Source organism: Kitasatospora sp. NPDC089913, from assembly GCF_044748625.1.
Classification (GTDB): Bacteria; Actinomycetota; Actinomycetes; order Streptomycetales; family Streptomycetaceae; genus Kitasatospora.
Genome location: NZ_JBIVGI010000003.1, coordinates 113,202 through 137,816 on the forward strand (window position 1 = coordinate 113,202; position 24,615 = coordinate 137,816).

The 24,615-nt window shown below is 74.9% G+C and carries 23 protein-coding genes; 12 read left to right on the top strand and 11 right to left on the bottom strand.

What is annotated here, in order from left to right; all coding sequences use genetic code 11:
- Positions 1 to 136: 136 nt before the first annotated feature.
- The 4 genes from ACIPYS_RS07065 to ACIPYS_RS07080 all read right to left on the bottom strand — a co-directional run bounded on the left by ACIPYS_RS07065 (position 137) and on the right by ACIPYS_RS07080 (position 3,491).
- Positions 137 to 607, bottom strand: a complete 471-nt coding sequence (locus ACIPYS_RS07065; protein ID WP_400744203.1) for a hypothetical protein — start codon at positions 605 to 607, stop codon at positions 137 to 139.
- Between the two features lie 176 nt (positions 608 to 783).
- Complete coding sequence (locus tag ACIPYS_RS07070) at positions 784 to 1,839, bottom strand: CU044_5270 family protein (protein ID WP_400744206.1); 1,056 nt, start codon at positions 1,837 to 1,839, stop codon at positions 784 to 786.
- The gene (locus ACIPYS_RS07075; RefSeq protein ID WP_400744209.1) at positions 1,836 to 2,534 is read right to left on the bottom strand and encodes an RNA polymerase sigma factor; all 699 of its coding nucleotides are present in this window, start codon (positions 2,532 to 2,534) and stop codon (positions 1,836 to 1,838) included. The genes ACIPYS_RS07070 and ACIPYS_RS07075 overlap by 4 nt, the downstream gene beginning before the upstream one ends.
- 333 nt (positions 2,535 to 2,867) lie before the next feature.
- Positions 2,868 to 3,491 carry an RICIN domain-containing protein gene (locus tag ACIPYS_RS07080; RefSeq protein WP_400744212.1) on the bottom strand — a complete coding sequence of 208 codons (624 nt, stop codon included), beginning with the start codon at positions 3,489 to 3,491 and terminating at the stop codon, positions 2,868 to 2,870.
- Between the two features lie 351 nt (positions 3,492 to 3,842).
- Here ACIPYS_RS07080 and ACIPYS_RS07085 point away from each other — a divergent pair, with 351 nt between their 5' ends.
- A complete protein-coding gene (locus ACIPYS_RS07085; RefSeq protein WP_030395545.1) occupies positions 3,843 to 4,049 on the top strand; it encodes a hypothetical protein in 207 nt (68 codons plus the stop codon).
- Between the two features lie 154 nt (positions 4,050 to 4,203).
- Positions 4,204 to 5,436, top strand: a complete 1,233-nt coding sequence (locus ACIPYS_RS07090; protein ID WP_400744216.1) for a serine hydrolase domain-containing protein — start codon at positions 4,204 to 4,206, stop codon at positions 5,434 to 5,436.
- Between the two features lie 74 nt (positions 5,437 to 5,510).
- Here ACIPYS_RS07090 and ACIPYS_RS07095 read toward each other — a convergent pair whose 3' ends face one another.
- Together ACIPYS_RS07095 and ACIPYS_RS07100 are read right to left on the bottom strand one after the other, a co-directional pair.
- Positions 5,511 to 6,140, bottom strand: coding sequence for a GNAT family N-acetyltransferase (locus ACIPYS_RS07095; RefSeq protein ID WP_400744219.1), 630 nt, complete (start codon positions 6,138 to 6,140; stop codon positions 5,511 to 5,513).
- Between the two features lie 145 nt (positions 6,141 to 6,285).
- Positions 6,286 to 7,197 (bottom strand): ornithine cyclodeaminase family protein, encoded by a 912-nt coding sequence (locus tag ACIPYS_RS07100; protein WP_400744222.1) that lies wholly within the window; start codon positions 7,195 to 7,197, stop codon positions 6,286 to 6,288.
- A 197-nt stretch (positions 7,198 to 7,394) separates the two neighbouring features.
- Here ACIPYS_RS07100 and ACIPYS_RS07105 point away from each other — a divergent pair, with 197 nt between their 5' ends.
- From ACIPYS_RS07105 to ACIPYS_RS07120, 4 genes are all read left to right on the top strand, one after another.
- A complete protein-coding gene (locus ACIPYS_RS07105; RefSeq protein ID WP_093863750.1) occupies positions 7,395 to 7,796 on the top strand; it encodes a DUF4440 domain-containing protein in 402 nt (133 codons plus the stop codon).
- Positions 7,797 to 7,952: 156 nt separating this feature from the next.
- Positions 7,953 to 8,426, top strand: coding sequence for a DUF3093 family protein (locus tag ACIPYS_RS07110; protein ID WP_400744226.1), 474 nt, complete (start codon positions 7,953 to 7,955; stop codon positions 8,424 to 8,426).
- A 166-nt stretch (positions 8,427 to 8,592) separates the two neighbouring features.
- The gene (locus tag ACIPYS_RS07115; protein ID WP_400744228.1) at positions 8,593 to 9,744 is read left to right on the top strand and encodes an MFS transporter; all 1,152 of its coding nucleotides are present in this window, start codon (positions 8,593 to 8,595) and stop codon (positions 9,742 to 9,744) included.
- Between the two features lie 186 nt (positions 9,745 to 9,930).
- Positions 9,931 to 10,773: an inositol monophosphatase family protein gene (locus tag ACIPYS_RS07120; protein WP_400744231.1), complete on the top strand. Its 843-nt coding sequence runs from the start codon at positions 9,931 to 9,933 to the stop codon at positions 10,771 to 10,773.
- A gap of 58 nt (positions 10,774 to 10,831) precedes the next feature.
- On the opposite strand, the gene ACIPYS_RS07125 is transcribed toward ACIPYS_RS07120, so the two are convergent.
- The gene (locus ACIPYS_RS07125; protein ID WP_400744234.1) at positions 10,832 to 14,797 is read right to left on the bottom strand and encodes a tetratricopeptide repeat protein; all 3,966 of its coding nucleotides are present in this window, start codon (positions 14,795 to 14,797) and stop codon (positions 10,832 to 10,834) included.
- A 161-nt stretch (positions 14,798 to 14,958) separates the two neighbouring features.
- Complete coding sequence (locus ACIPYS_RS07130) at positions 14,959 to 16,008, bottom strand: hypothetical protein (RefSeq protein ID WP_400744237.1); 1,050 nt, start codon at positions 16,006 to 16,008, stop codon at positions 14,959 to 14,961.
- Between the two features lie 605 nt (positions 16,009 to 16,613).
- On the opposite strand from ACIPYS_RS07130, the gene ACIPYS_RS07135 reads away from it, so the two are divergent.
- The 3 genes from ACIPYS_RS07135 to ACIPYS_RS07145 all read left to right on the top strand — a co-directional run bounded on the left by ACIPYS_RS07135 (position 16,614) and on the right by ACIPYS_RS07145 (position 18,692).
- A complete protein-coding gene (locus tag ACIPYS_RS07135; RefSeq protein ID WP_350540985.1) occupies positions 16,614 to 16,691 on the top strand; it encodes a tryptorubin family RiPP precursor in 78 nt (25 codons plus the stop codon).
- A 135-nt stretch (positions 16,692 to 16,826) separates the two neighbouring features.
- Positions 16,827 to 17,873 (top strand): cytochrome P450, encoded by a 1,047-nt coding sequence (locus tag ACIPYS_RS07140; RefSeq protein WP_400744239.1) that lies wholly within the window; start codon positions 16,827 to 16,829, stop codon positions 17,871 to 17,873.
- Positions 17,874 to 18,113: 240 nt separating this feature from the next.
- Positions 18,114 to 18,692 carry a hypothetical protein gene (locus ACIPYS_RS07145; RefSeq protein WP_400744242.1) on the top strand — a complete coding sequence of 193 codons (579 nt, stop codon included), beginning with the start codon at positions 18,114 to 18,116 and terminating at the stop codon, positions 18,690 to 18,692.
- A gap of 25 nt (positions 18,693 to 18,717) precedes the next feature.
- On the opposite strand, the gene ACIPYS_RS07150 is transcribed toward ACIPYS_RS07145, so the two are convergent.
- Positions 18,718 to 19,386, bottom strand: a complete 669-nt coding sequence (locus ACIPYS_RS07150) for a hypothetical protein (protein ID WP_400744245.1) — start codon at positions 19,384 to 19,386, stop codon at positions 18,718 to 18,720.
- A gap of 223 nt (positions 19,387 to 19,609) precedes the next feature.
- Between ACIPYS_RS07150 and ACIPYS_RS07155 the strand changes: the two genes are divergently transcribed.
- Together ACIPYS_RS07155 and ACIPYS_RS07160 are read left to right on the top strand one after the other, a co-directional pair.
- Entirely contained in the window at positions 19,610 to 20,521 is a 912-nt protein-coding gene (locus ACIPYS_RS07155; protein ID WP_107452699.1) for a glutaminase, read from the top strand.
- 305 nt (positions 20,522 to 20,826) lie between these two features.
- Positions 20,827 to 21,894, top strand: coding sequence for a phosphatidylinositol-specific phospholipase C domain-containing protein (locus tag ACIPYS_RS07160; protein ID WP_400744248.1), 1,068 nt, complete (start codon positions 20,827 to 20,829; stop codon positions 21,892 to 21,894).
- Between the two features lie 91 nt (positions 21,895 to 21,985).
- Here the strand turns inward: ACIPYS_RS07160 and ACIPYS_RS07165 are convergent, their stop codons facing one another.
- Positions 21,986 to 22,522 (bottom strand): GNAT family N-acetyltransferase, encoded by a 537-nt coding sequence (locus ACIPYS_RS07165; protein WP_400744251.1) that lies wholly within the window; start codon positions 22,520 to 22,522, stop codon positions 21,986 to 21,988.
- 123 nt (positions 22,523 to 22,645) lie between these two features.
- Between ACIPYS_RS07165 and ACIPYS_RS07170 the strand changes: the two genes are divergently transcribed.
- Positions 22,646 to 23,662 (top strand): LLM class flavin-dependent oxidoreductase, encoded by a 1,017-nt coding sequence (locus ACIPYS_RS07170; RefSeq protein ID WP_400744254.1) that lies wholly within the window; start codon positions 22,646 to 22,648, stop codon positions 23,660 to 23,662.
- Here ACIPYS_RS07170 and ACIPYS_RS07175 read toward each other — a convergent pair.
- Positions 23,614 to 24,615 (bottom strand): aldo/keto reductase, encoded by a 1,002-nt coding sequence (locus ACIPYS_RS07175; protein ID WP_400744257.1) that lies wholly within the window; start codon positions 24,613 to 24,615, stop codon positions 23,614 to 23,616. The two genes, ACIPYS_RS07170 and ACIPYS_RS07175, sit on opposite strands and share 49 nt — an antisense overlap.

A 24,615-nucleotide genomic window follows, 5' to 3' on the forward strand; every position in this document is an offset into this window, starting at 1 on the left:
TGCCGCTGTCGTGAGGACGACCGTAGTGAATCGGCCCCGGCGTTGTCCTGCTTTCGGCCATCTGTCGTGTGCAGGAGGGGTGTTGACAGCAGGGTGGGAAGCTGCTCCGGAGCGGCGGCGCGCAGGCTGCGAGGGGTCAGACGACGGTGATCCTGAACGTGGTGCGGTTGTCGTCCGGCGTCGGGTCGTCCGGGAGTGCGGCCTCGACGTCGCCCTCCAACACCTCGGGGTCCATGCCGGAGGCGACCGAGATCCGCACCTCGGCGGTGACCGAGGCACCCGGCGCCAGGCCGGCCGGGACGGTGCAGGCCACGGTGTGGCCGTGGGGCAGCGTGGCACAGGTCGCACCGGAGGACTTCCCGGTCCCCACCACCCCCGGCGGCAGGTGCACGTACAGCGTGAACGGTACGGCGGTGGCGGTACCCCCGGTGTTGGTCACCACCGGGTTCAGCAGGGTGGAGCCGCCGCCGGCCACCGGGGCGGGGTCGGCGGCCGAGACCACGAGGTCCGCGCCGGCCGCGCACGCGTCGGCGGCCGCCGGTCCGGCGCCCAGCAGCACCGCCGCGCACGCCGCCCGCAGGGCCCTGGAAAACAGCAGTCGGGACATCAGCTCACCCGTTTCTTTCGGTACGCCGGACCGCGGTTCGGGGCCGGCGGCGGGCCCGGTCGGGCCGTGCCAGGGCCAGCATCGGTGCCCCGCCGCGCCACCGGAGCGTGACACGGCGGGGCGCGACCGGGCACCGCCCGCACGGGTGATCCGACGGGCCCTCCGGGGCGGGACCGTCAGGCGGTGGCCTGACCGGCGCCGGGCCGCTGGTTCTTCGCGTCGACGACCGCCCGGGTCACGATGGTCGTCCGCTCCACGACGGTGCCGGGCTTGACCCCGTTGAACTCCCTGACCTGCACGCCGCGGCTGCCGAGGTACTGGTGGCTCTCCCGGTCGAAGATCCACTCCGACCGCTCGCCGGTCCAGGGGTCGAGCCGCGCCAGCGCGATCCCGTCCCGGCCCGAGGCGTCCTGCGAGTGCTCGACCACCACGACGCCCGGGATCCTGCCCGCGGCCTCGTAGAGCGCGGCGGCGAGCGCGGAGGGCACCAGCTGCTCCCGAACGACGGAGCCGATCGCGTTGAACGCCTGCTGGTCGTGGTCCCGGTCGCCGCTCACCGTCGCGTAGACGGACCGCAGCAGGGCGTCGGGGTCGTTCGGCTGGGCCGCGAGCCAGTCGTAGGTGTTCTGCTTGCGGGGCTCCTTGTTGTCCAGGGTGATGCCGCCCTTGTCCTGGTAACCCGGCTCGTCCAGCCAGCCCTTGGTGCCGTCGGGCGACTTCCACACCTCGCGGTCGTGCAGCGGCTGGACCCAGGTGGCCTCCTCCCCGGTGTCCGCGTTGTGGCTGGTGGACATGAAGGAGACCCGGCTCTTGATGTAGATGTACTGGCCGGGACCCGGCCGGGGCGTGCTGCGCGCCGTCGCCGCGGCGGCGATCTCGCGGACCGTCGAGGCGAGTTGTACGGTGCTCCCCTCCTCGACCCGCACGACGGGTGCCTTGACCGGCGCCGGGGCGGCGACGGTGCCGACGCCGGGCGAGCCGCCCAGGTACACCACCACGGCCAGGGCCGCCGCGGCGGCGACAGGGGCGGCGAACAGCACGGCGCGGCGCAGCGGCCGCCGTGCCGGGAGTGCCGCGGGGGCGCGGTCGGACTGGTGGATCTCGCTCATCAGGTACTCCTCGAGCAGGTCCTGGCGGTCGGCCGCCAGGCGGGGATCGGCCGGAGCCGGCAGCAGACGGGCCAGCTCCGCGTGGTCGAGCGGTTCGTGGTGCCGCCACGGGTTGCGGATCATCGGTGCGTCTCCTCGTGCGGCCGGGCCGCGATGCCGCGGCCGCCCTGTACTTGTCCGGGGATGCGGAGCGGTTCCGCGTTCTTGTGCGCGACGCCCTGCGCCGCGGTCCTCGCCGTGTTCTCCGTGCGGTTCTTCGCGCTCTTCTTCTTCGCGGCTCGCAGCTCGTCGTCCGCGAGCTTCCGCAGCCGGGTGCGGGCCCGGGAGAGGCGCGAGCGCACGGTGCCGACGGGTACCCCGAGGGAGGCGGCCGCCTCCGCGTAGCCGAGTCCGGACCAGACGCAGAGCGCGAAGACCTCGCGCTCCGAGCGCCGCAGCCGCCCCAGCGCCTTCCGGGCGGCCGCGAGCTGCTCGGAGTCGGCCATCCGGCCGACGAGTTCGTCGGCGAAGTCGGGCACCGGACCGGCCGCCGGCATGCGGGCCGTCGCCGCGCTGTGGCGGCGCGCGGCACGCGTCGTGTTGCGCAGCACATTGACGGCGATGCCCATCAGCCACGGCCGTGGACCGTCGCCCTCGTCGCGCAGTTTCCCGCGCAGGCGCCAGGCCTCCAGGAAGGTCAGCGAGACCACGTCCTCGGCGAGCGCCCAGTCCCCGGTCACCCGCACGGCATGGCGGTAGACCAGGGACGAGTGCTCCCGGAAGAGCTCGCGAAATGCTTCGGGGTTCCCGGCCCGGAGCCGGGAGTGCGGATGGTTCACGTGATGCCTTGTCCGAGCGGGCCGACCGGTTCCTGTGATGCGTGTCACCGCTCGGCCGTCGTTCCGGGCCGATCCGTCGGTCCGGCGCGACCCGTTGACCTCCTCGACGCGGTTGCGGGGTGGGCTCGGCCGGTCCGGTGGGCGGCTTCAGGGAGGGGCACTGGTCTTCCTCGGGCGTAGTGGTGGGCTTCCGGCCCGTGGCGATCCTGCCTCGGTCGACCGCGCTCTGCGAACCGTCGCCCCGGTGGCCGCCGCGCCCGGAGTGTCGACGCTGCGGAACGGCTCCGCCCCCGCCGGGGTCGGCGGGGGCGGAGGGGTCGGGCCGGGGCACTGTCAGAGATCGAGGGTGCGCCAGACGTGGTCGTCGGTGCCGCCGCCGGGGACGAAGCAGTCGTAGAGCCAGGTCGTGCGGTTGCCCCAGTCGGTGCCGTCGGCGGCCACGCCGTCGACGTCGAGGCACTTCCCGGTCTGGTAGTTGACGAGCAGCTTGTCGCCCGAGTCCTTCGTCGGCCACGGGAGCCAGTACCACTCCTGGTTGTCGTGGGCGGTGATGCAGCCGTGGAGTCGGATCTCGGTCCCGTTGGGCAGATCGCCGCCGGTGCCCGGGACGTCGAGGCAGAGGTAGGGGCTCAGGCTGCTCTGGATGACGAACCGGTCCAGGTGCTTCACATCACCGTTCGGGTAGGTGTAGTCGAACGATCCCGTGCCGATGAGGTCCCAGATCTGATTGTCCCCCGAGATGCACTGGAAGACCCCGACCCGGTCGCCGGGCCACGGAGCGCCGTCGCCCGGCACGTCGAGGCACCTGGCTGTCGTGGTGGATGTTGCGTCGTTGATGATCCACACCCGGTGCTCGAGGACGTACGCGTTCGCGGGCGGTGCGGCGACGACGAGCGCGAGCAGCGCGGCGCCGACCAGGGCGAGCAGGCGGGCGGGTATCGACAGGCTTCGTTTCACGGCGCTCCTCGGATCTGTGACGGACGGGAACGGGCCGAGGGCTCGTTCCCGCGCACGACCGGGCGCGGCTCCCCCGGGCCGGATCGGATCCTATGCCCGGCAGGTCCCTTCGCGGGGGCCGTGATCCGGTCAACAGCGGTGTTCGCCCGGGTGCGGTGGGCCGGGTCGGCGGCGTACGGCCGGACGGGCCTGTCGGGGTCACCCCGGGGGCGTAAGTTCTCACCCGTTCGGCCTGTCCGGGTTGCGGCGGTATCCGGTATTTCCACGTTCGTGTGCAAACGTGTGTCGCGTCCGGCCGTCCTCGGAGGCGGTCGGCCAAGGCTATTGACCATCCATCAAGGAGACCCTGAGATGTCGGTTCGTGGAAAGCTCCGCCAGTTCGCCGTGATCGCCACCGTCGCCGCCGCGGCGGCCGTGATCGCGCCGACCGCTGCGGTGGCTCACGGTGGGGGCTCGCAGCCGTCCGCCTCGTCGGGCCTGCAGGCCGGCAACGGTGCGGTCGGCCTCGTCGGCCCGCGCGGCAGCTGGGTGCAGTACTTCGACCGTTCCAACGGCTGATCCCACGCTTCTCGAGCGCCCCGGGGCCGCGGGCCCCGGGGCGCTCGCGCGCGTCCGGCCGGGCGGACCGTCCGGGCGCGGCGCTGCTTCCACCGGAGGACGCTGCGGAGTGTTGCGCCGGATCGTGTCCGGATTGTCCGCCCATAGTGCGGTCATGACCTTCTCCCGCAGCAAGGCGCTCGCCGCCGCCGTCCTGACGGTCGCGAGCCTGACCTCCGTCGCCCTCCCGGCCGTACCGCCGGCCGCCGCCCGCGCCCTCGCCAAGACCCCCTCGCCCGCGCACTCCTGCGTCCGCTCGGATCCCGACGCCGATCCCCGGGCCCGCGAGGTGCTCGACATCGCCCGGCAGGTCCAGCAGGAGCTCGACCTCAAGTCGGTGATCCTGCGGGTCACCGTCGACGGCCACGAACTCGTCACCGGTGCCCTCGGCGAGTCGATGACGGGTGTTCCGGCCGAACCCGCGATGCACTTCCGGGCCGGGTCGGTGGCCTTCCCGTTCCTCGGCATCATCCTGCTGCAACTCGCCGAGGAGGGCCGGATCGGCCTGGACGACCCGGTCGCTCGCTGGCTGCCGGACCTGCCTAAGTCGGACCGGATCACCCTGCGGATGCTCGGCGACACCACCTCCGGGCTCGCCGACTACGTCACCGACCGGGGCTTCCTGGACGAGCTGGCCGCCGAGCCGTTCCGGCACTGGACCCCGGAGGAACTGGTCGCGATCTCCACCGGGCAGAACTTCTGGTACGAGCCCGGGACCAACTGGAGCTACTCGCACGCGAACTTCGTCCTGCTCGGCGAGGCACTGGAGCGGATCACCGGCACCCGGCTGGACCACCTGCTGGAGCAGCGGATCTTCGGCCCGCTCGGCATGCGCCAGACCGTCAACAGCTTCACCCCGGACATCCCCACCCCGGTGCAGCACGCCTTCACCGCCTCGCGCGGCAGGTACGAGGAGTCGACGTTCTGGAACCCGTCCTGGACCACTGCCCCGGGCGCGGTGCTGATCAGCGACATCTGCGACCTGACCCGCTCGGTGGAGGCCGTCGGCACCGGTGAGCTGCTCTCCGAGGCGTCCTTCCGGACCCAGCTGAACCCCGGCACGGTCGGCCTGCCCGGTCCGGTGCACGGCTGCCCGGAGGACGTCTGCCTGCCGCAGACCGAGGCCCAGCACTTCGGCCTCGGCGTCATCGTCGACCGGGGCTGGATCCTGTCCAACCCCTCGTTCTCCGGTTACGCCGCGATCGAGGCCTACCAGCCGGACGAGCACCTGGCGATCGCCGTCAGCACGACGCGGAACTGCGCGGCGCCGGACCGCAACACGGCGCAGGACGTGGCCCGCCGGATCGCGGAGCGGCTCTCCCCGGACCACCCGCTCCGCGTCGGCTGACGGTCGGGTGACCGATCCCTGCGGGTCCGTGGCCTCCACCGGGCGTCCCGGTGGAGCCCGCGGCAGGCGGGGCGTTACCGCGCGGCGGGCTCGGGGTCGGTGGCCAGGCGGGCGTGCAGGTGTTCGTCGTGGTACGTCCCGTCGCCGAAGCGGTGCGAGGCCCGCAGGGTGCCCTCGGGGAGGTAGCCGCAGTTCAGGGCCAGTCGGCAGGAGGCTTCGTTGCCGACCGCGTGGGCGATCTCGATCCGCCGGGCGTCGGCCGTGCGGAAGCCCCAGGCGGTGACCGCCCTGGTGGCCCGGCCGATCACGCCCCGGCCGCGCCCGGCCGGCGGCGCCCAGTAGCCGATCATCGCCAGGCCGTCCGCGCGGTCGACCCAGCGCAGGTTGACGCAGCCCAGCAGGGCGCCGTCGGCGGCGTCCAGTACGGCGAACGGCGCGGCCACGCCCCGGTCCCAGCCGTCCTCGCGGGCCTCCAGCCAGGCCAGGGCGGCGGCGGGATCGTGGGTCGCGAGCGGGTTCCAGAGGGCTATCAGCGGATCGGCCGCGGCGGCGACCAGGCTGTCCAGCACCGGTCCCGGCTCGGCGTCGACCCGCCCCCAGGGCCTGAGCACGGTGTCGCCCAGGTCGAGCGTGGTGCGGCGGAAGGTGCGCGGCTCGGCGCCGTCCGGGTCGGTGGCGGTGGGCGCGGTGGCGGGAGTACTCATGGGGGTCTTCCTACCGGGCGGGCAGGCGCGCCGCCAGCGGTTTTCCCGCGGCCGCCGGTCCGCCGCCGCCGGTCCGCCGCTGCCGGTCCGCCGACCGGTCCGCCGGCCGCACCGGTGGGTCGGTGGAACCGGTGGAACCGGTCGGTCAGTGGAAGTCGAAGACGGGGGCGGTACCGGCGGAGCGGGCGGCGAGGAGGACCGGCCAGGCGAGGGCGAGGTCCTGCCAGGGGAGGCCGATCGGCGCGAACACGGTGGGCCGGTCGTCCGGCCGGGCCGGCAGGGTGCCGCGCAGGACATCGGCGAACTCGACGGCGAGGTCCGGGTCCGGGCCGGAGCCGTGCAGGACCCCGGAGGCGGTGGCGAGGGCGCGGTCGTCCACCACGAGCCGGCTCGCGCGCAGGAGGGCGGGGGAGAGCTCGGTCTTGCCGCGCTCGTCGAAGCCGAGGGCCGTCAGGTGCAGACCCGGCCTCAGCACGTCGGCGTCCAGCAGCGGTTCGCGCGACCAGGTGGCGGTGATGACGATGTCCGCGGCCTCGACGGCCGCCCGTGCGTCGGGTACGGCCCGGCCGACCGCCGAGGCCCGGTCCGGGTCGAGGTCGTAGGCGTACACCTCGTCGACCGGACGCAGGGTGCGCAGTGCCCGGAGCGTGGCCCGGCTCTGCGCGCCGGCACCGATCACGGCGACCGTCCGCGCGTGCTCCGGCGCGAGCGTGTGGGTGGCCAGCGCCGCGGCCAGGCCGGTCCGCCAGGCGGTGACGGAGGCGGAGTCCAGCAGTGCCAGCAGTTCGCCGTCGGCCAGCGCGTGCAGGCAGACGATCCCGCGGAGCGCGGGCGTCGCGGCGGGGAACTTGGCGTTGACCTTCACGGTGTAGGCGGGCACGTCGGGGAGCAGCCCGGGAAGCAGGCACATCGCCGTGCCGGGGCCGGGGAGCGCGCTGCCCACGCGGTGGGCGGGCGGCAGCCGGTCGGCGGTGCGGAAGCCCGCCTCCAGGGCGGCCAGTGCGGTGGGAAGGTCGAGGGAGGCCTCGACCTCCGCACGGGAGAGAAGCAGGGTCATGGGGAGAGTCTCCCCCTGCCGCGGGAGCGGGAGGCGGGGGCCCGGGGACAGGGGCCCGGGCCAGGGGCACGGGACAGGGCGCACACGCGGGCGGGACACCTGGGTGTGCGCTCCCCGGCGGAAGCTTCGCCCTGGCACGGTGTGTGACATTGCGCCAGAGGGGTGATTCGCGAAAGCTCCGGTGCTACGGTCGGATCATGTCCAAGGCCGAAATCGACCAGCTGACCGCCGAGTTCTTCGGGGCGTTCGACAATCGGGACGGTCACGGCGCCGATGTGGCCCGGTTGCGCCGCCTGATGCTCCCGCAGGGGGTGATCGTCGCCACCGCTCCGGCCTTCACGGTCTACTCCGTCGAGGAGTTCGTCGAGCCGCGCGAACGGCTGCTGGCGGTGGACGGCCGGCTGGTCGGCTTCTCGGAGTGGGAGACCTCCGAACGGACCGAGATCGAGGGCGACGTCGCGTCCCGCTTCGGCGAGTACCGCAAGTCCGGCCTCCTCGACGGCAAGCCCTACGAGGGCGGCGGGACGAAGACGATCCAGTTCGTGCGGACGCCGCAGGGCTGGCGGATCACGGCCTTCTCCTGGCACGACCGGACCTGACCCGAGCCGGTCCGACCGGACCGCACCGGACCGCGCCGGACTGCGCCGGACCCGACCTGACCCGCTCCGGTCCGACGGTTCGGCAGCGGGCCGTCCCGGGCCGTCCCCGGCGGCCCCGGGTCGGCGGCCGGCCGACGGCATGGCAGCATCCCGGGTGTGGTGATCTACGACGAACGACTCTCCGTACCGCTGCGCTGGTGGCTGGCCGCGCTGGTGGCCGCCGGCGCGCTCGCGGCGGCGCTGCTCCCGCTCTCGGCGGCCTTCGCCGCCGGCGCCGGCACCGTGCTGCTGATGGCGCTCGCGTGGGCGTTCGGCCGGTACGGCGGGGCGCGGATCCGGGTGTGCGACGGCGTGCTGGTGGCCGGTCCGATCGTGCTGCGGGGCGAGCACACGGGTGCGGTCGAGGTCCTCGACCGGGCCGCCGCCTTCGCCTGGCGCACCCGGCTGGCGAGCCCCCGGGCGCGGCTCCTCATCCGCACCTACCTCCCCTGCGCGGTCCGGGTGGAGGTCGCCGAACCCTCCCTCCTCTGCCCCTACGTCTACCTCTCCACCCGCCGTCCGGCCGCCCTGGCCGCCGCGCTCGAGGAGGCGCGCGACCACTGCACCGCTCCGGCCGGCGGGGGGCGCTGACGGCTGCTCCGGTCCGTCCCGCTCCGGCGCCCGCGCCGAAAGGCAGCGCCTGGGAGGCCGGACGCGCTGAGGGCGCGCTCTTTGGCGCCCTGGGGGGTGTGTGCTGCGCGGGTGCAGCGATGGGAAGGGCCCTGTCCGTCAGTGACGGATGGGACTGGTGGTTCTGGTGCGAGTTCAGGTGCTGGTGGGATTCGGTGCGTTCGGGGTGTTCTGGGGTGCCTGGGGCGCGCTGATCCCGGAGGTCCAGCGGCAGGCCGGGGTGGGCAACGCCGAACTGGGTGTCGCCGTGCTGATGATCGGACTCGGTGCCCTCGGCTCGATGCGTCCGGCGGGGGTGGCCGTGGACCGCTTCGGCCGTTCGGCCGTCGCCGTGATCCTCCTGCTGATGGCGGCCGCCGCCGTACTGCCCGGGCTCGCGAACGGGGCGAGGGGCCTGATGGCGGCGCTCGCCGTGCTGGGCGCGGCGTCCGGGGCCGTCGACGTCGGGATCAACACGCTGGCGAGCGAGGAGGAGAGCCGCTCGGGCCGGCTGATGAACGCCGCTCACGCCTGCTTCTCCGCCTGCGTGGTGCTCGGTGCCATCGGCTCCGGTCTCGCGCTGGAGCGCGGCCTCGGGGCGGACCGGGTACTGCTGGTGGCCACCGTGCTGCTGGCCGGCGCGGCCGTGGTGGTCGGGTTCCCCGGTCCGGCGGGGTCACCGGTCACACCCCGCCGCGAGCGGCGACGGTCCACCGTCACGGACCGACCGCTGCTGGCCCTCGGGGCGCTGTGCGGCCTCGCGTACCTGATCGAGAACGCCTGGCAGAGCTGGAGCGCGGTGATGCTGCGCTCGGTCTTCCACACCGGGTCCGGCGCGGCGGCCGCCGGACCGGTGGTGTTCGCCGCCGCCGCCGCGGTCGGCCGCCTGGCCGGCCACGGACTCACCGCCCGGCTGCCGCAGCGGCACCTGCTCGCCCTCGGCGCGGCGGTCGCGGCCGTCGGAACCCTGGGCGCCGCGCTGGCACCGGGCGTGCGGTCGATGCTGGCCGCGCTGGTCGTGGCCGGTCTGGGCACCTCGGTGTGCACGCCCACGATCCTCTCGCTGGCCGGGGAGCGGGCCCGCCCCGAGGCCCGCTCGTCGGCGGTGGCGGTGGTCGCGTCGATCGGCTACGGCGGCTGCCTGTTCGGGCCCGCCGCCGTCGGCCTCACCGCCTCCTCGGTCGGCCTCCGGGGCGCCCTGTGCGGTGTCGCGGGGATGGCGGCGGTGCTGGCCCTCGTCTCCCTGCTGTCCGGGCCCCGCTCCCGAGCCGCATCGCGGTCGCTGGAGGCCGAGGGCTGAGCCGGCGCGGCCTCCGGCGCGGCGTGTTCGTGCGGGCGGGGCAGGGCAGTGGGTGGGGGCGGGCCGGGCCGGGTGGTGTGCCGGGCGGCGGGGCGGCGCGGGCGGGGCGGGGGAGTGCGCCGGTGGCCGTCCCGTCCGGCTGTTCGGTTGGAGCTCGGGTGCCCGTATCTGTGGTGTGATGGACGGATGATCGACGAAGGTTTCGCCGCGGAGTGCCTCGGCCCGGTGGGGGAGGCGGTCCGGCGGGCGGCGGCTGCCGAGATCATGCCGCGCTTCCGCTCGCTGACCGCCGAGCAGGTGGCCGAGAAGAAGGGCCCGCACGACCTGGTGACGGTCGCCGACCGGGGCGCGGAGGCGTACCTGACGGCGGCGCTCACCGAGCTGCTCCCCGGTTCGGTCGTGGTGGGGGAGGAGGCGGTCGACGCCGATCCGGGCCTGTACGCGGAACTGGGCGGTGACCGGCCGGTCTGGATCGTGGACCCGATCGACGGGACCCGTACCTTCGTCCGCGGCGACGAGGGCTTCTGCACCCTGGTCGCGCTCGCGCACCGGGGCGAGCTGCTGGCCTCCTGGACGTACTCGCCGGTCAGTGGCGAGATGGCGACGGCCGTGCGGGGCGGCGGCGCCCACCTGGACGGCGTCCCGCTGCGGGCCGGGGCACCCGGGCCCGGGGCCCCGCTGGAGATCGCCGCCTCCCACCCCCGTTTCACCACGCCCGACCACAAGCGCGCGCTGCTGGGCCTGCGTGCCGAGGGCGTGCGCACCCGGCCGTGCGCGGGGTCGGCGGGGCTGGAGTACCTGGCGATCGCCCGGGGCGCCGTCGACGCCACGGTGTTCGCCTGGGAGAACGCCTGGGACCACGCGGCCGGGCTGCTCCTGGTCGCCGAGGCGGGCGGCGCCCACGCCACCCTCACCGGCGCGCCGTTCCGCCTCGCCGGCGGCAACGCCCTGCCCTTCACCACGGCCCGCGACGCCGGGACCCTGACCCGGATCCGGGGCCTGCTGCTGGGCGGGGCCCCGGCCGAGTAGCCCGGCCGTAGCGGCCGGCCCCGTAGCGGCCGGCCCCGTACCGGCGGCGGCCCGGAAGTCAGTGGGCGAGCCGGTCCCGGACGGCGTCCGGGAGGCGGCGGCCGGTGACCGACCGCCAGGCGCGTTCGACCGCGCGGGGGCCGAGGTCGACGGTCAGGCGGCGCAGGCCCAGCACGCTCGGCCAGGTTGCCGGGTGCGGGAACTCCTCGAAGCTGGTGATGCTGCGCACCAGCCACTCCATCGCCTCCCGGGGCCGCCCCTGCTCCGCCGCGAACAGCCCGAACTGCCCGAAGGTGCGGGCCAGCCCGGGGGTGTCGCCGATCCGGTGCGAGACGTCCAGCGCCTTGCGGTACCGGGCCTCGGCCTCAGCCACCCGGCCGCCCGCTTGGGCGGTCAGCCCGAGCTGGTGGTGGCCCGCCGAGGCCCCGGCCCGGTCGCCCAGCTCCTCCCGGAGCGCCAGCGCCCGGGTGTAGCGGCGCTCCGCCTCGGCGAGGTCCCCGCGCCGGGTCGCCATCAGGCCCAGCTGGTGCTCGCCGGTCGCCGTGCCGGCCAGGTCGCCGAGGTCCTGCCGGATCTCCAGTGCCTTGCGGTGCCGGGCCTCGGCCTCGGCGAACCGCTCCCGTGCGGCGGCCAGCACACCGAGCCGGTAGTGGGCGTCGGCCGCCCCGGCCCGGCTGCCGGACTCCTCGGCGAGGTCGAGCGCCCGCTCGCACCAGTCCTCGGCCTCGTCCAGTCGGCCCAGCTCGGCGGCGACGGCGGCGAGCCGGTGGTGCAGCTCCACCGTGACGGACAGGTCGGTCGCCCCGCCACCGGTCGTCCCGCCACCGGTCGCCCCGCCGCCGGCCGTTCCGGTGCGGGTCGTCCCGCCGCCGAACGTCGCGCGGACGGCCGCCAGCGCCTTCCCGAAGCTCTCGTGGGCGTCCTCGAAGCGGCCCTGCTCCTCGGCCAGGACACCGAGCCGGTGGTGGCAGGCGGCCGCCCGGCCGGTCTCGCCCAGACGCTCGAAGAGCTCCAGGGCCTGCCGGGTGCGCCGCTCGGCGTCGTCCGGCCGGCCGAGCCGGTGCGCGATCACCCCCAGCTGGTGGTGGCCGATCGCGAGTCCCTCCGCGTCCCCGAGCCGCTCCAGCAGCGCCTGCGAGCGCGAGTACCACTCCTCGGCCTCGCCGAAGTCGCCCCGGTCGACGGCGATCCCGCCGAGCCGCTGGTGGCAGTCGGCCAGCTCGTCGAGCTGGTCGGCACCGGGCGGGTGCAGCTCGGCGGCGCGGTGGATCTCCCGGAGGGCGCGCTCGGCCCCCTCCACCGGGCCCAGCCGCAGCAGCCGCCGGGCGTCCGCGCCGACCACGTACAGCCACAGCGACCCGGCCGGGCTGTCGAGGACGGGCGGGGAGCCGTCGGGCTCCTCCACGGCGATCCGCACCCGGTCGATCCAGCGGCGCGCCTCGAGGTCCGTGCCCCGGGCGTTCCAGTGGTCGTGCAGCGGACGGACGAGTGCCAAAGCCTGCAGCCACAGGCCCCGGTCGAGGGCCCGGGCGAGCATCGCGCCGATGGCCGGTCGCTGGAGGTCGAGCGCGGTCAGGGCGAACTCGGCGCTGCCGTTGTGCAGTTCGCGGGTGAGCAGCAGACAGAAGTTGACCTGGGCGCCCAGCAGGGCCTGCAGTCCGGCCTCGTGCTGCTCGGCGAAGCCGGGCCCGTCCGCGCGCCACCCCGCGGCCAGCCGGGCGGCGACCGTGGGGTGGACGCGGTGGGCGGTACGGCCGCAGGGGGTCGTCAGACCGAGCTCCGCTGCCCGCAGCAGCAGTCGCTGCCAGTCCTCGGTGCCGAGACCGCGGAAGCGCTCCGGCGCGAGCGGATGGCGGGAGAGCAGGGCGAGCACGGTGGCATCGGCGACCCCGTGCAGGAGCGAGACCGCCGTCAGCGCCCGGCGGTCCGCCGCGCCGAGGCGGGCCAGCGCGTAGTCGGTGCTCACGGCGAGCGCCGTCGGAACGGCTTCGGGAGTCGGCCGCGGGTCCGCCTCGGCGGGCGCGTCCGGCCGGTCGGGGGTGTCCGGCGGACCGGGGGTGCCCGGCCTGGCGGCCGCGTCGCGCACCAGGGTGTCCAGGGTCTGCCACGGCTCGTGGGCGTCGAGCGAGGACAGGGCGAGCCGCATGGCCAGGGGGTGCCCGCCCAGCCACTCCAGCAGTTCGCCGAACACCCGCAGGCCGCGTCGGCGGACGGTGTCGGGGGAGCCGGGGGTGGCGGGGGCGTCGGTGGAGGGCCCGAGCAACCGCTCGGCGTACTCCACGGTCTCGCCCGGGTCGAGGCCGGGCACCTCGATCCGCAGTGCCGCCGCGCCGAGCCAGTCCTCGCGGGTGCGGCTGGTGAGCAGGACGGTGCTGCGCCCCTGCCGCGCGACCAGGTCGAGCAGGGCCCGGAGCCCGGCGCGCTCCTCGTCCGCAGCGCCGGGTTCCGCGGCCGGGGAGTCGACGCCGTCCCAGATCAGCAGCAGGCGGCGGGTGGCCAGCGCCTGTTCGACGGCCGTCCGGCGTTCGGCCGGCGGGAGCGGGTCGAACTCCTCGGGGGCGAACAGCCGGCGGCCGATCCGCTCGACCACTCCGGCCGGGGTGGGCGGGGTCGCCCCCGGTCCGAAGGCGTGCAGTACCACCGCGTCCGGCCCGTCCACCGTGCCGGTCTCCCGGCTCCAGCGACCGAAGGCCTTCGCCAGTTCGGTCTTCCCGATGCCGGCGGCGCCGTGGAGCAGGACCACCCGGTGCCGGCCGGTCACGGCGTCGAGGCCGAGCAGCAGTCCGTCCCGCCCGACGAACCCGCCGACCGGTGCGAGCTCTCCCCAGTGGTCCGGGGAGTCCGGAGCCCCCGTTGTCGCCGTGGCCCCGGTCGTCCCGTGCGCGGCCGCCGGCTGCACGACCGGCGGAACGGCCGACTGCACGACCGGCGGAACGCCCGGCTGCACGGCCCGGGCGGTGTCCGGTCCGGGGCGTGCCGCCTCGGGGCGGCTGTACAGGACCGGGACCGACCAGTCGGCCAGGGGCAGCGCGCCCCGGGGGGAGGGACGCCGGTCGTCGGCGGCGAGGCGGCGGCGCCCGGCCGCCACCGCCAGGGTCACCGGCTCGCCGGTGCGGAGCCGTTCGTAGCAGGTGGCCAGGAACCCGGCGGCGGCCGGCGCGTCGAGGTGGTAGGGCAGCGCGAGCACAGCGTGCGCGCCCTCCCGGAGCAGCCGGACCGCGGCCACGGCCTCCGGCAGTCCGGCCTCGGGGGCGGACCGCCCGGTGCTCAGCACCACCAGCGGGACCCGGGCCGGGGCCGGCAGGTCGGTCGGCCCGGGCCCGTCGAAGTGGACGACGTGGAACGGCCGGCCCTCCTCCCGCGCCTCCTGCAGCGCTTCGGCGAGCCGCTCCGGCATCGGCGGGCGCAGGAGGGTGAGCTCGACCGTGCCGTGCTCTGCGCGCAGTCGCCGCAGCACGGCCGGGGCGAGGCTCCGGTGGCCGGGGCGGGCCGGGTCTGCGGGGGCGGTGACCACCAGCAGCACCCGCAGACGGGACCTGTTGCCCTCCGGCGGGCCGACGAGGCTTCCGGCGTCCTCCGGGTCGGGTGTCCGGCGGCTCAGCGCGACGCCGTCCAGCAGCAGCGGCACCGGTCGTTCCGGGTCCGTCATCAATTCCCAGGGGAGGGCGAGCAACTGCGCCGATCGCGAGCGCAGCACGATCTCCAGCCCGGCGCCGTCGGCACCGTCGCCGGCGCGGCTGCGACCGCGGGCCCGGAGGTAGGCGTCCCGTCCCGCCCCGGTGCCGAACAGCGCGCCGAACACCCGTGCGCCCCAGTCCGGCAGCTGCCGGGCGATCTGCGGGCCCCGCTCGCCGTACGGGCCGAGCGGGGTCCGCAGGTAGTCCTCCAGGTACCAGCGCAGGTCCTCCATCGGTGCGTCGCCCAAGGGCCGGCGCAGCCATCCGGAGTCGACGGCGGGCGCCGGGGACGCCTCCCCGGACGGCCACTCCGCCACCAGCAAACGGCCGTCGGTGTGGAGGTCCACCACCAGACGTTCGACCACAATCGCCCCCAGCGAGGGCGGAACGGCCGGGCTGCCGTTCCGCTGCGGAGCACAGGGTAGCGGCGCCGTCGCCGTACCCGCGCGTTCGGGAGCGAAGTGGCGGTAACGATCGGTCGAAGAGCGACGCGCGGTGGGCGGGACGGTCAGCGGTCCTGCGGGCCGGAGGTGCGTCGACGGATCTCCAGGCGCCAGGGGTCGGACGGTTTGCTGGTCTGCAACTGGAGCACTCCGGGCCTCGGCAACTGCAGGGTGCGCAGTGCCTCGCCGTTCGAGAAGGCGCCCAGGGTCGGGTTCCGCGGCACACCGGGAGGCACCGGGCACCCGCACTTCTTGAAGGCGTCGGAGGTCCGTCCGCACGCGCAGAGGAACACGGCGGACCAGGAGGAGGACTTGACGTGGGCGACGCAGTCCACCGGCGTGTCCGGGCCGACGGCCAGGACGGTGGAGCCGTAGCCCTCCATGACGCCGGCCAGCTCGTCGATCTCGTCGGGGCTGTACAGCCGGACGGACCACTCGCCGGGGCCGTTGGAGTCCACGAGGAGGTGGGTGAAGTCGCGGGTCAGGAGAGTGCGCACGCCCGTCCGCTTGTCGGAGGAGCTCAGGAAGACGAGGGACGAGTGCGTTTCGATGCGGTCGCGCGTCCTGGTCACGGGTTTGATGCTGAGGTAGCCGGCGGTCGCGACCTCGATCTGGGCCACGGCGGCGGCGTCCTCCGGCCACTCGATGGGGAACTCGTACTCGCTGTCCTCGCCCTCGCAGCGTCCGGAGAAGTGGAACCGCTCGCCCTCCTGCCGCTGGGGTACCGGTCCCCGGTCGTCGCTCGGCCCGGTGGCGGGGCGCAGTCGGGGGAGGTCTGCCTCGGCGGTCGTCGGCGTACGTGGGTGCACGGGCTTGGACTTGGGCTTGGGTTTCGGCTTGGGCTTCGGCGTCGCTCCGGCGGTCGCGGCGGCTTTCGTCGGGGCGGGCCTCGCCGGACCGGTCTTCACCGGACCGGTCTTCGTCGGGGCGGCTTCCGTCGAGGCGGTCTTCGCGACGGACGGCGCGACGGAGGCCGGGGCGTCGGCGTGGTCGCCCGTGCCGGCGGCGGCCATGAGGGCGGTGACGCTGCGGGCGGCGGCCTCGGCCCTGGCCGCCGAACGGGCGGCCTGCCGGGCGGCCAGCAAGGTCGAACGCCAGAGGGACGCGGACGTCACCAGGCAGCCCAACGCGAAAAGTAGTCCCACAGCCACAGCCGTCGCCCCCTGGCTCCGCAGTCCCGCCCCGCGACCGAGAGTACGCGTGCGGGCGCGCCCCAACCATGGTCCGGGCAAGGGGAATCGGGCCGGGCGGCGCGTCGACGTCCGGTGCCGGCCGTCACGGCCCGGTGCTGGCCGTCCCGGCCCGGTGCCCGCCGTGCCGGGCAGGTGCAAGCCGGCCGGCCCGTGCCGTCGCCCGGGTGCCACGACCGGGCAGCCGCGATGCCCCATGAGGCAGACCGAACGTTCCGTTGGGGCGCCCCGGCCCCCGGTCGACCCTTGCCGGGAATGCCCCGTTCACCCGGTGGCCACCGGCCGGACGTGGCGCTGACCAGCACTGTCGCGCTCGCGTCAACGTCGGCGGGGGCCGCTGCCGGGGCGTCAAACCGCCCACCCGGGCGTTCGGTCGAGTGATCCGCGTCACACTTGACCGTGAATTGCGGCTGGGATTCACTCGTTTCGGCGGGGGGGCAAACGGAACAAGAAATTCCTGGTAGTTCGCTCCGGGAGCCGTCCGCCGGAATGTTGTCCGTCATCGTTTTCTGAGACATGGAGGTGCTGTCATGAAGCTCGTTCACTTCGTGAAGAAGGTCATGCCGGAGAAGAGCCTGAAGGCCTACGCCTGGTACGGCTGGATCTGATTCCGGCGGTCCGATGCCGGACGCGTGCCCGGCGGGTCCCGAGCGGACCCGCCGGGCACGGCCCGCCCACCGCGGGCGGGCGGTTCGCCGGGGGCGGGCCCCTGTCACCACAGCCGTTCACCCTTGGAGTCACGGATGGCCATGTCCAGCACCGGGCGGAGTGCCCGCGTCACCGTCTTCGCGCCGCGGATCGACGAACTCCTCAACAAATACCGAGGTCAGGACCTCTTCCGTCTGGAGGCGGACACCGTCGGTGTGTCCGGTGCCGATCTCATGGACGGACTGCTGAGCAGCAGGCCGGCCAACGCGGAGGAGCGGCCGACCTTCAAGCCCGTGCGCGGGCGGCCGGTCACCAAGCCCGACGCGGCGGCGCTCATGCAGGCCGTGTCGGCCGACGTCCGGGCGGCGCTGAAGAAGCCGCTGGGCGACCGGACCGATCTCGCCGGGAAATGGCCGCACACGCCGCACAACTATCTGCGCGACCTGGTTTTCGGGGAGGAGAGCTTCCGCTTCCGGATCCTGGTCGACCGTCGTCTGGAACTCACCCCGAAATTGACCTGGATGGCCGTCACGGCCGGTACCGCGATGCTCGGGAAACCGGGCACCGAAATTCCGTTGTCGAATCTGGCGGCCCGGGTGCTGGACGCCGAGACGTACGACGACCGCCGCTACGCGATGTACCTCTACCGGCGGGTGGCCGGGCCGATCTGCTTCACCGTGGCCGCGCTCGTGACCAACGCGGTCTGGCTCGGCGCGCCGTTCGACGACGAGGTGCCGAACCGCGACATCCTGCTGGAGGCGCTGCGGCTGCTGCCGCCCTCCTGGAACATCCTGCGGGTCGCCTCCCCGGAGTTCGGTGCCGTGGACGGGCGGATCGGGCCGAAGGACGACCTGCTGCTGCTCCCGCTGCTGAGCCACCGCGACCCCCGGTTGTGGGACGCCCCGGAGGAGTTCCGCCCGGAGCGCTGGAAGCACCTCGACCCCGACAACCAGCCCGGCTACCTGCCGTTCGGGCACGCGAGCGAACGCTGCTGGGGGCGCCACATGGTGCTGCCGCTGGCCGAGCGGATCCTCGACATCGTCCGCCGGGACGGACTGGTGGTCAGCCCGGACCAGCAGGTCGGCAAGGTCGAGCTGGACGGTCTGCTGGAGGTCGCGGGCGTCCGCATGGTCCGCCGCTGACCCGACCGCCGGCGGGTCGGCGGCACCAGCGGGCGTCGCCGGGGGAGTCGGCCGGTCGGGAGCCGGCCGGGCGCCGGAAGGCCGGGTGACGGGGGCACCGCAGCGTACGCCCGCCGCCCGCCCGTCGGCGGTCGAACACGAGTGCGGCGGGCCGGTCCGTCCGTCCATCGCTCGTCCATCGGTACGGTCCCGCCCCGAGGGCGGCCGCGTTCGTGGCCCCGGCCTCTACGCTGCATCGTCATGCGCCTGACATCACGGAAGCGCGCCGTGCGCGCGATGCTGCCCCTTCTCCTCGCCGGTCCGCTGCTCGCGGCCGTGCCCGCCCAGGCCGCGTCGGCCCGGACCGGTCCGGCCCACCGCGCCGCCGCCCGGTCGGCCGTCCTGCCGATCCCGATAGCGCCGGTGAGCGACCGGGCCACGACGCCGCCCGGCGGCTCGTTCACCCTGACGGTGACCCTCACCAACCCCTACGACACCCCGATCAGCTTCGTCTACCAGACCATCCAGCAGAACTACGACACCTCCCTGGACGTCGCGTACTCGGGGCTGAAGTACGCGGAGACCGGGTGCAACGGGGTGCCGACCACGACGTACTGCGGCAACTCGCAGGCCGGTGCCAGCGGTGCCATGTTCGCGCTGCCCCTCGCCCCGGGGGCCAGTACGAGCTACAGCATCACCTACACCATCGCCCCCGACTCGACCTGCGGCAGCGGGCTGAACGTCGACTTCTACTCGTACGTGTACTACGAGTACCAGGGCGGCGCCGCGGTCAACGACGGCGTCATCGGCTTCAAGGGCACCGACGTGCTCTGCGCCTGATCCCGCTCACCCGCCCGGCCGGACGTCAGTGGGGCACCGGTGCGTGCCGGGTGAGCCCGGCCCGGACGGCGACGTCGAGCGCCGGTTCGAAGCGCAGCGCCTCGCGGTCGTCGTCCCCGACCCCGGCGGCCGCGAGCAGTTCCGCCACCGCTGCCGCGTCGACGGTGCGCTCCTCGGCGCGGCGCAGGAACCGCGTCACGGCGGCGGCGAAGGCGGGTGCGTCCGCGCGCAGCACCCACGCCAGCTCCGCCGCCTCGGTGAGGAACAGCTGTTCCGAGCCGAGCCACGGCGCGGCGGCGGCGAGACCGTCCTCGATCAGGGCGTCCGGGTAGGGGATCCGGTGCCAGGAGCCGTCCTGCCACCAGTACAGGAAGCCGAACAGGTTCCCCTGGGCGTCCTCGCGCAGCTGCTCCCAGGGCAGCCAGTCCGGGCCGCCGGCCAGGAAGTCGATCTGCCGGCCGTCGACGTGGGTGTGACTGCCGTCGGAGTCCTGGCCGCAGAACACCGCGCGGTCGTCGTCGACCAGGGTGAGGCGCCACCAGAAGGAGCCACCGCCGTTCTCGCTCCACACGCCCTGCTCGTCCAGCCAGTGCTCGCGGTTGCCCTGGGCGGCGTCCAGCAGGGCGAGCAGCACGGCGCGCGCCCACACCTGCCCGGCGTCGTCGAGGTCCTCGGGCCGGCTCGGCCTGTGCATGATCGTCGTCCCCTCCGTCGGATGGCGGACAGCCTGCCACAGACCTGCGACACCCCGGGCGAATCCCCCTGAACACCCCGGCCGCAGCCCCGCGGGCCCCGGGCGACACCCCGGTGGGACCCCCGCCCGCAGCGCGCCGACCCCCGACGAGGACAATGGCGCGGTGAACGACACGATCGACCCGCCCCGCGCGCACGGCCCGCAGCAGCCGTCGGACCCGGGCGTGGACTACCAGGAGCTGGTCCGGGACGCCATGGCGGCGGCCGTGCGCTCGCCGCTGCGCGGCCGGGTCGCCGACTACATCCCGGCCCTGGCCGAGGCCGACCCGACGGCGTTCGGGATGGCGATCGCGACCGTGGACGGCCGGGTCTTCGGTGCGGGGGACTGGCAGCAGCCGTTCTCCGTCCAGTCGGTGTCCAAGCTGTTCACCCTCGCGCTCGCGCTGGCCGAGGGCGGCGACGGCCTGTGGGCGGGCGTCGGCCGCGAACCCTCCGGCAACCCGTTCAACTCGCTGGTCCAGCTGGAGACCGAGCACGGCATCCCCCGCAACCCCTTCATCAACGCGGGCGCCCTCGTGGTCACCGACCGGCTGCTGGAGCTCACCGGCGACGCGGTCGGCACCGTCCTGGACTTCCTGCGCGCCGAGTCCGGCGACCCGGCCGTCGCGGTGGACCGCGCGGTCGCCGCCTCCGAGGCCGAGCACGGCCACCGCAACGCCGCGATGGCGCATTTCATGGCCGGCTACGGCAATCTGCGCAATCCGGTCGAGGACGTGCTCGCGCACTACTACGCGCACTGCGCGATCGCGACGAACTGCCGTGACCTGGCCCTGGCCGGTCTCTTCCTCGCCCGCCACGGCGTGCGCGCCGACGGGTCGCGGCTGCTGTCGCGCAGCGAGGCCAAGCGGATCAACGCCGTGCTGCTCACCTGCGGCACCTACGACGCGGCCGGCGAGTTCGCCTACCGGGTCGGCCTGCCGGGCAAGAGCGGGGTCGGTGGCGGCGTCCTCGCGGTGCTGCCCGGCCGGGGCACGGTCTGCACCTGGAGCCCCGGTCTGGACGCGGCGGGGAACTCGGTGCTGGGCGTGGCCGCCCTGGACGCGCTGACGACGGCGACCGGCTGGTCGATCTTCTGATGACCGCACTGCCGAGACCGTCCGATCTGCCCGTTTCGCACCAACTGTCCGCTTTACTCCCACCGTCCGCGCCCTCCCTGCCACGCGCCCTGGTCGCGCCGGTATCCGTCCCCGCGCCCAGGGGTCCGGGCGGGACGCCCGGCCGACCTGTCGCCGCACGCGGTGACGTACCGGCAGCTGACGGTCACACACTTGTTATGTCCCCTTCACCGGTCCGACGACCGGCCCCGTCATGCTCTGCAACGGCGGAAGCCACCGCCGAAGGCGCGCCGGCCCTCAGGCGCACTGACAAGGGGACCCCCATCGTGACCGTCCGCCGCTCCCTCATCGGCACCCTCGCCGTCGGTCTGCTCGCCGCGGCCGCCGCGCTCGTGCCGATCGGTTCCGCCGCCGAGGCCGCCGAGCGCACCCCCGGCGAGCTCCCGTTCGGTTCCGCCACCACCGTCGGCCTGCACAACACCTACGACCCGGCCGCCTTCCGCTACCTCGCCCAGGGCCTCGACACCGGCACCGGCATGATCGAGCTGGACGCCTGGCCGAACGCCATCACCAAGGAGTGGAAGGTCAGTCACTCCAACCCGCTCGGCAACACCAACAACTGCGTCAGCGCCACCGCGGCCTCCCAGCTCTACACCGGCAGCGGCAACAAGAACCTGGACACCTGCCTCGACGACGTCCGGGTGTGGCTCGCCGCCCACCCCGCCGCGGGACCGCTGGTGATCAAGCTGGAGCTCAAGCCCGGCTTCTCCGGGAACCTCGGCATGGGCCCGGCCCAGCTGGACGCGCTGATCGCCGCCCACCTCGGCTCCGCCGCGCTGCGCCCGGCCGACCTGCTCGCCAAGCCCGGCGGCGGCAGCTACGCGACCCTCGACGAAGCGGCCCGCGCCGGCAACTGGCCGACCCGGGCGGCGCTCGCGGGCCGGGCGCTGGTGTACGTGATCCCCGGTACGGTCGAGCTGGACAACCCCTTCGACACCCTGCACACCGACGTCGAGTACGGCCGCTACCTGCGCGACCTGGCGGCAGCGAACCGGATCGGCGAGGCCCGGATGTTCCCGACCGCGCTCGGCGCCGCGGCCGGCGACCCGCGCACCCGGTACAGCGAGACCTCGATCCGGCCGTGGTTCGTGGTCTTCGACGGTGACGCCGCCGCCTATGCGAACGGCATCGACACCTCCTGGTACGACACCAACCACTACCTGCTGACGATGACCGACGCCCACAACGTCGCCCCGGCGATCAGCGGCACCGACCCCACCGCGGACCAGGCCCGCACCCGTACCGAACTGCTCGCCCGCGCCCACGCGAGCATCGTCTCGAGCGACTGGCGCAAGCTCCCCGCCGTGCAGTCGCTGGTCCTGCCGCGCGGCTGATCCGGGGGCGGCCCCTGCTGAGAAGCGTCGTGAGTCCGGGCCGCCGGTCGTCCGGGGCGTGGACGGCCGGCGGTGCCGCGTTCCGGCCCGGCTACGGCTTCCCGGTCCAGTCCTCGGCGAGCAGGCCGAGCACGACCTCGTCGAGGAACTCGCCGTACACCCAGGCGGACCGGCGCAGCCGGCCCTCGAGCACGAAGCCGGCGGCCTCGGCGGCGCGGACCATCGGGAGGTTGTCGGCCAGTGTCTCCAGCTGGAGCCGGTGCAGGCCGCGCACCGTGAACCCGTAGTGGCACAGCAGCCGGACCGCCTCGCCCGCCAGTTCGCGCCCCCGGAAGGCGGGTCGCAGGGCGAGGCCGAGGTGGGCGAGGCGGTTGTGGGTGTCGATGCCCCAGAGCAGGGCCTCGCCGGCCAGTTCGCCGGAGGCGAGGTCCACCACGGAGAAGAGCGCCGCGTCGTCCGAGGGGGGCGTCACGGTGTACGGGGACTCGGCCGCGCCGGGGGAGATCGGCCGCCAGGGCCGGGAGTCGGCCCGGGAGCGGGTGGGGACGTCGTCGTACAGCTCGCCCTGGAGCACCGCGACATCGCTGTCGTGGCGGGCGCGGAGGGCGATGCGGGAGTTCTGTAGCATGTCACATTGCTATCGGTTGTGGACTCTCCCGGCAATCGGTTTTGGCGCGGCGGCGGCCCGGACCCTGCCCGGCGGCGGCCCGGTCGGGGAATGTCTCCGCCGCGGACGGCTGTTGCCACGGACGTGACCGCCTCGCCCGCCCTTCGCCTCTCCGTGCTCGACCGTTCCCGGACCCGCCGGGGGGAGGAGCCCGCGCAGGCGCTGCGCGACACCGTGGCCTTCGCGGTGGAGGCCGAGCGGCTCGGCTACCACCGGTTCTGGGTCTCGGAGCACCACGGCGTGCCGGGTGTGGCCGGTTCGGCGCCGACGGTGCTGGCGGCGGCGGTGGCCGCGGCGACCTCACGGATCCGGGTCGGCACCGGCGGGGTGATGCTCCCCAACCATCAGCCCCTGGTCGTGGCCGAGCAGTTCGGGGTGCTCGCGGCGCTCTTCCTGGGCCGGATCGACATGGGCCTCGGCCGGTCGGTGGGTTTCACCGACGGCGTCCGCCGCGCGCTGGGCCGGGAGAAGGACGCCGCCGACCGCTTCCCCGAGCAACTCGCCGAACTCCTCTCCTGGTTCGACCCCGAGGCGCGCGGACCCGGCGGCGTGCACGCCCGTCCCGCGGAGGGCCTGGAGGTTCCCGCGTACGTACTGGCCACCGGCGCGGGCGCGGAGGTCGCGGCCGACGCCGGGCTGCCGCTGGTGATCGCGGCCGTGCGGGGCGAGGAGGCGATGGTGGCCGCGATCGACCGCTACCGGCAGCGCTTCCGGCCCTCCGTCCGCGCCCAACGGCCTTACGTGGTGGTGTCCGGGACGGTCGCGGTGGCCGCGAGCGAGGAGCGGGCCCGGGCGCTGCTCGTCCCGGAGGCCTGGTCGAGCGCCCACAGCCGCACCCACGGCGAGTTCTCGTCGCTCGAACCCGCCGAGGAGATCCTGGCCAGGCCGATGGCCCCGCGTGAGCGCGCCGCCTTCGAACAGGCCCTCACCGGACACATCGCGGGCACCCCCGACCAGGCCCTCGACGCGCTGACGGGCCTGCTGGAGCGCACCGGCGCGGACGAGTTCCTGGTCACCACCAGCACCTACGACCGGGCCGAACTGCTCACCTCCTACCGGCTGCTCGCCGAGGCGGCCGGGCCGGCGGGGGCGGTCGGGTAGGCGGGAGGCTCGGGATCGGCCCGATCGGTCGGTTCGGGCCGCCCGGTCGGGTCGGCCCGCTCGGCGAGGCCGGTGAACGGGCCGTTCAGGGCGGCGAGTTCGTCCGCGTCGAGGACGAGTCCGGCCGCTGCCGCGCTGTCGCGGATGCTGGCGGGGCGGCGGGCGCCGGGGATCGGGACGACGGCGGGGGAGAGGGCCAGCAGCCAGGCCAGGCCGACCTGTTGCGGCGAGACCCCGCGTGCCTCGGCGACGCGGTGGAAGGCGGTGCGTGCCGGTACGCCGTCCGCCGGGCCGTCCAGCACGCTCCGGGCGAGGCCGCCCAGCGGGCTCCACGGCAGGAACGCCAGGCCCAGCCGTTCGGCGAGCCGCAGCTGCGGCAGGGCGCCGCGGTCGGCCGGGGAGAACCGGTTCTGCACCGAGACCAGCCCCGGTCCGAGGATCTCCCGCGCCGCCAGGATCTGCCCCTCGTCGACGTTGGAGATGCCCGCCGCGCGGATCTTCCCCGCGTCCAGGAGTTCGCGCAGGGCTCCCACCGACTCGGCCCAGGGCACCCGGGGATCGGGCTTGTGCAGTTGGTAGAGGTCGATCGCCGCCACGCCGAGCCGGCGCAGCGAGTCCTCGCAGGACTGCCGGAGGTGCTGGGGCCGTCCGTCGACCGTCCACGAGCCGTCCCCCGGGCGGCCGCGCCCGCCCTTGGTGGCGACCAGCACGCCGGCGCGGTCGGCGGGGGAGCGGGCGGCCAGCGCGCGGGCGATCAGACGCTCGTTGTGGCCGGTCTCGCCGGAGTGCCAGTGGTAGGAGTCCGCGGTGTCGAGCAGGGTGACGCCCGCGTCGATCGCGGCGTGCAGGGTGGTGAGGGCGGCCCCGGGGCCGGGGCGCCCCTCCACCGAGAGCGGCATCGCGCCGAGCCCGATCGCGCCGACGCTCCGCTCGCCGAGGGTGCGCTGTCGCAC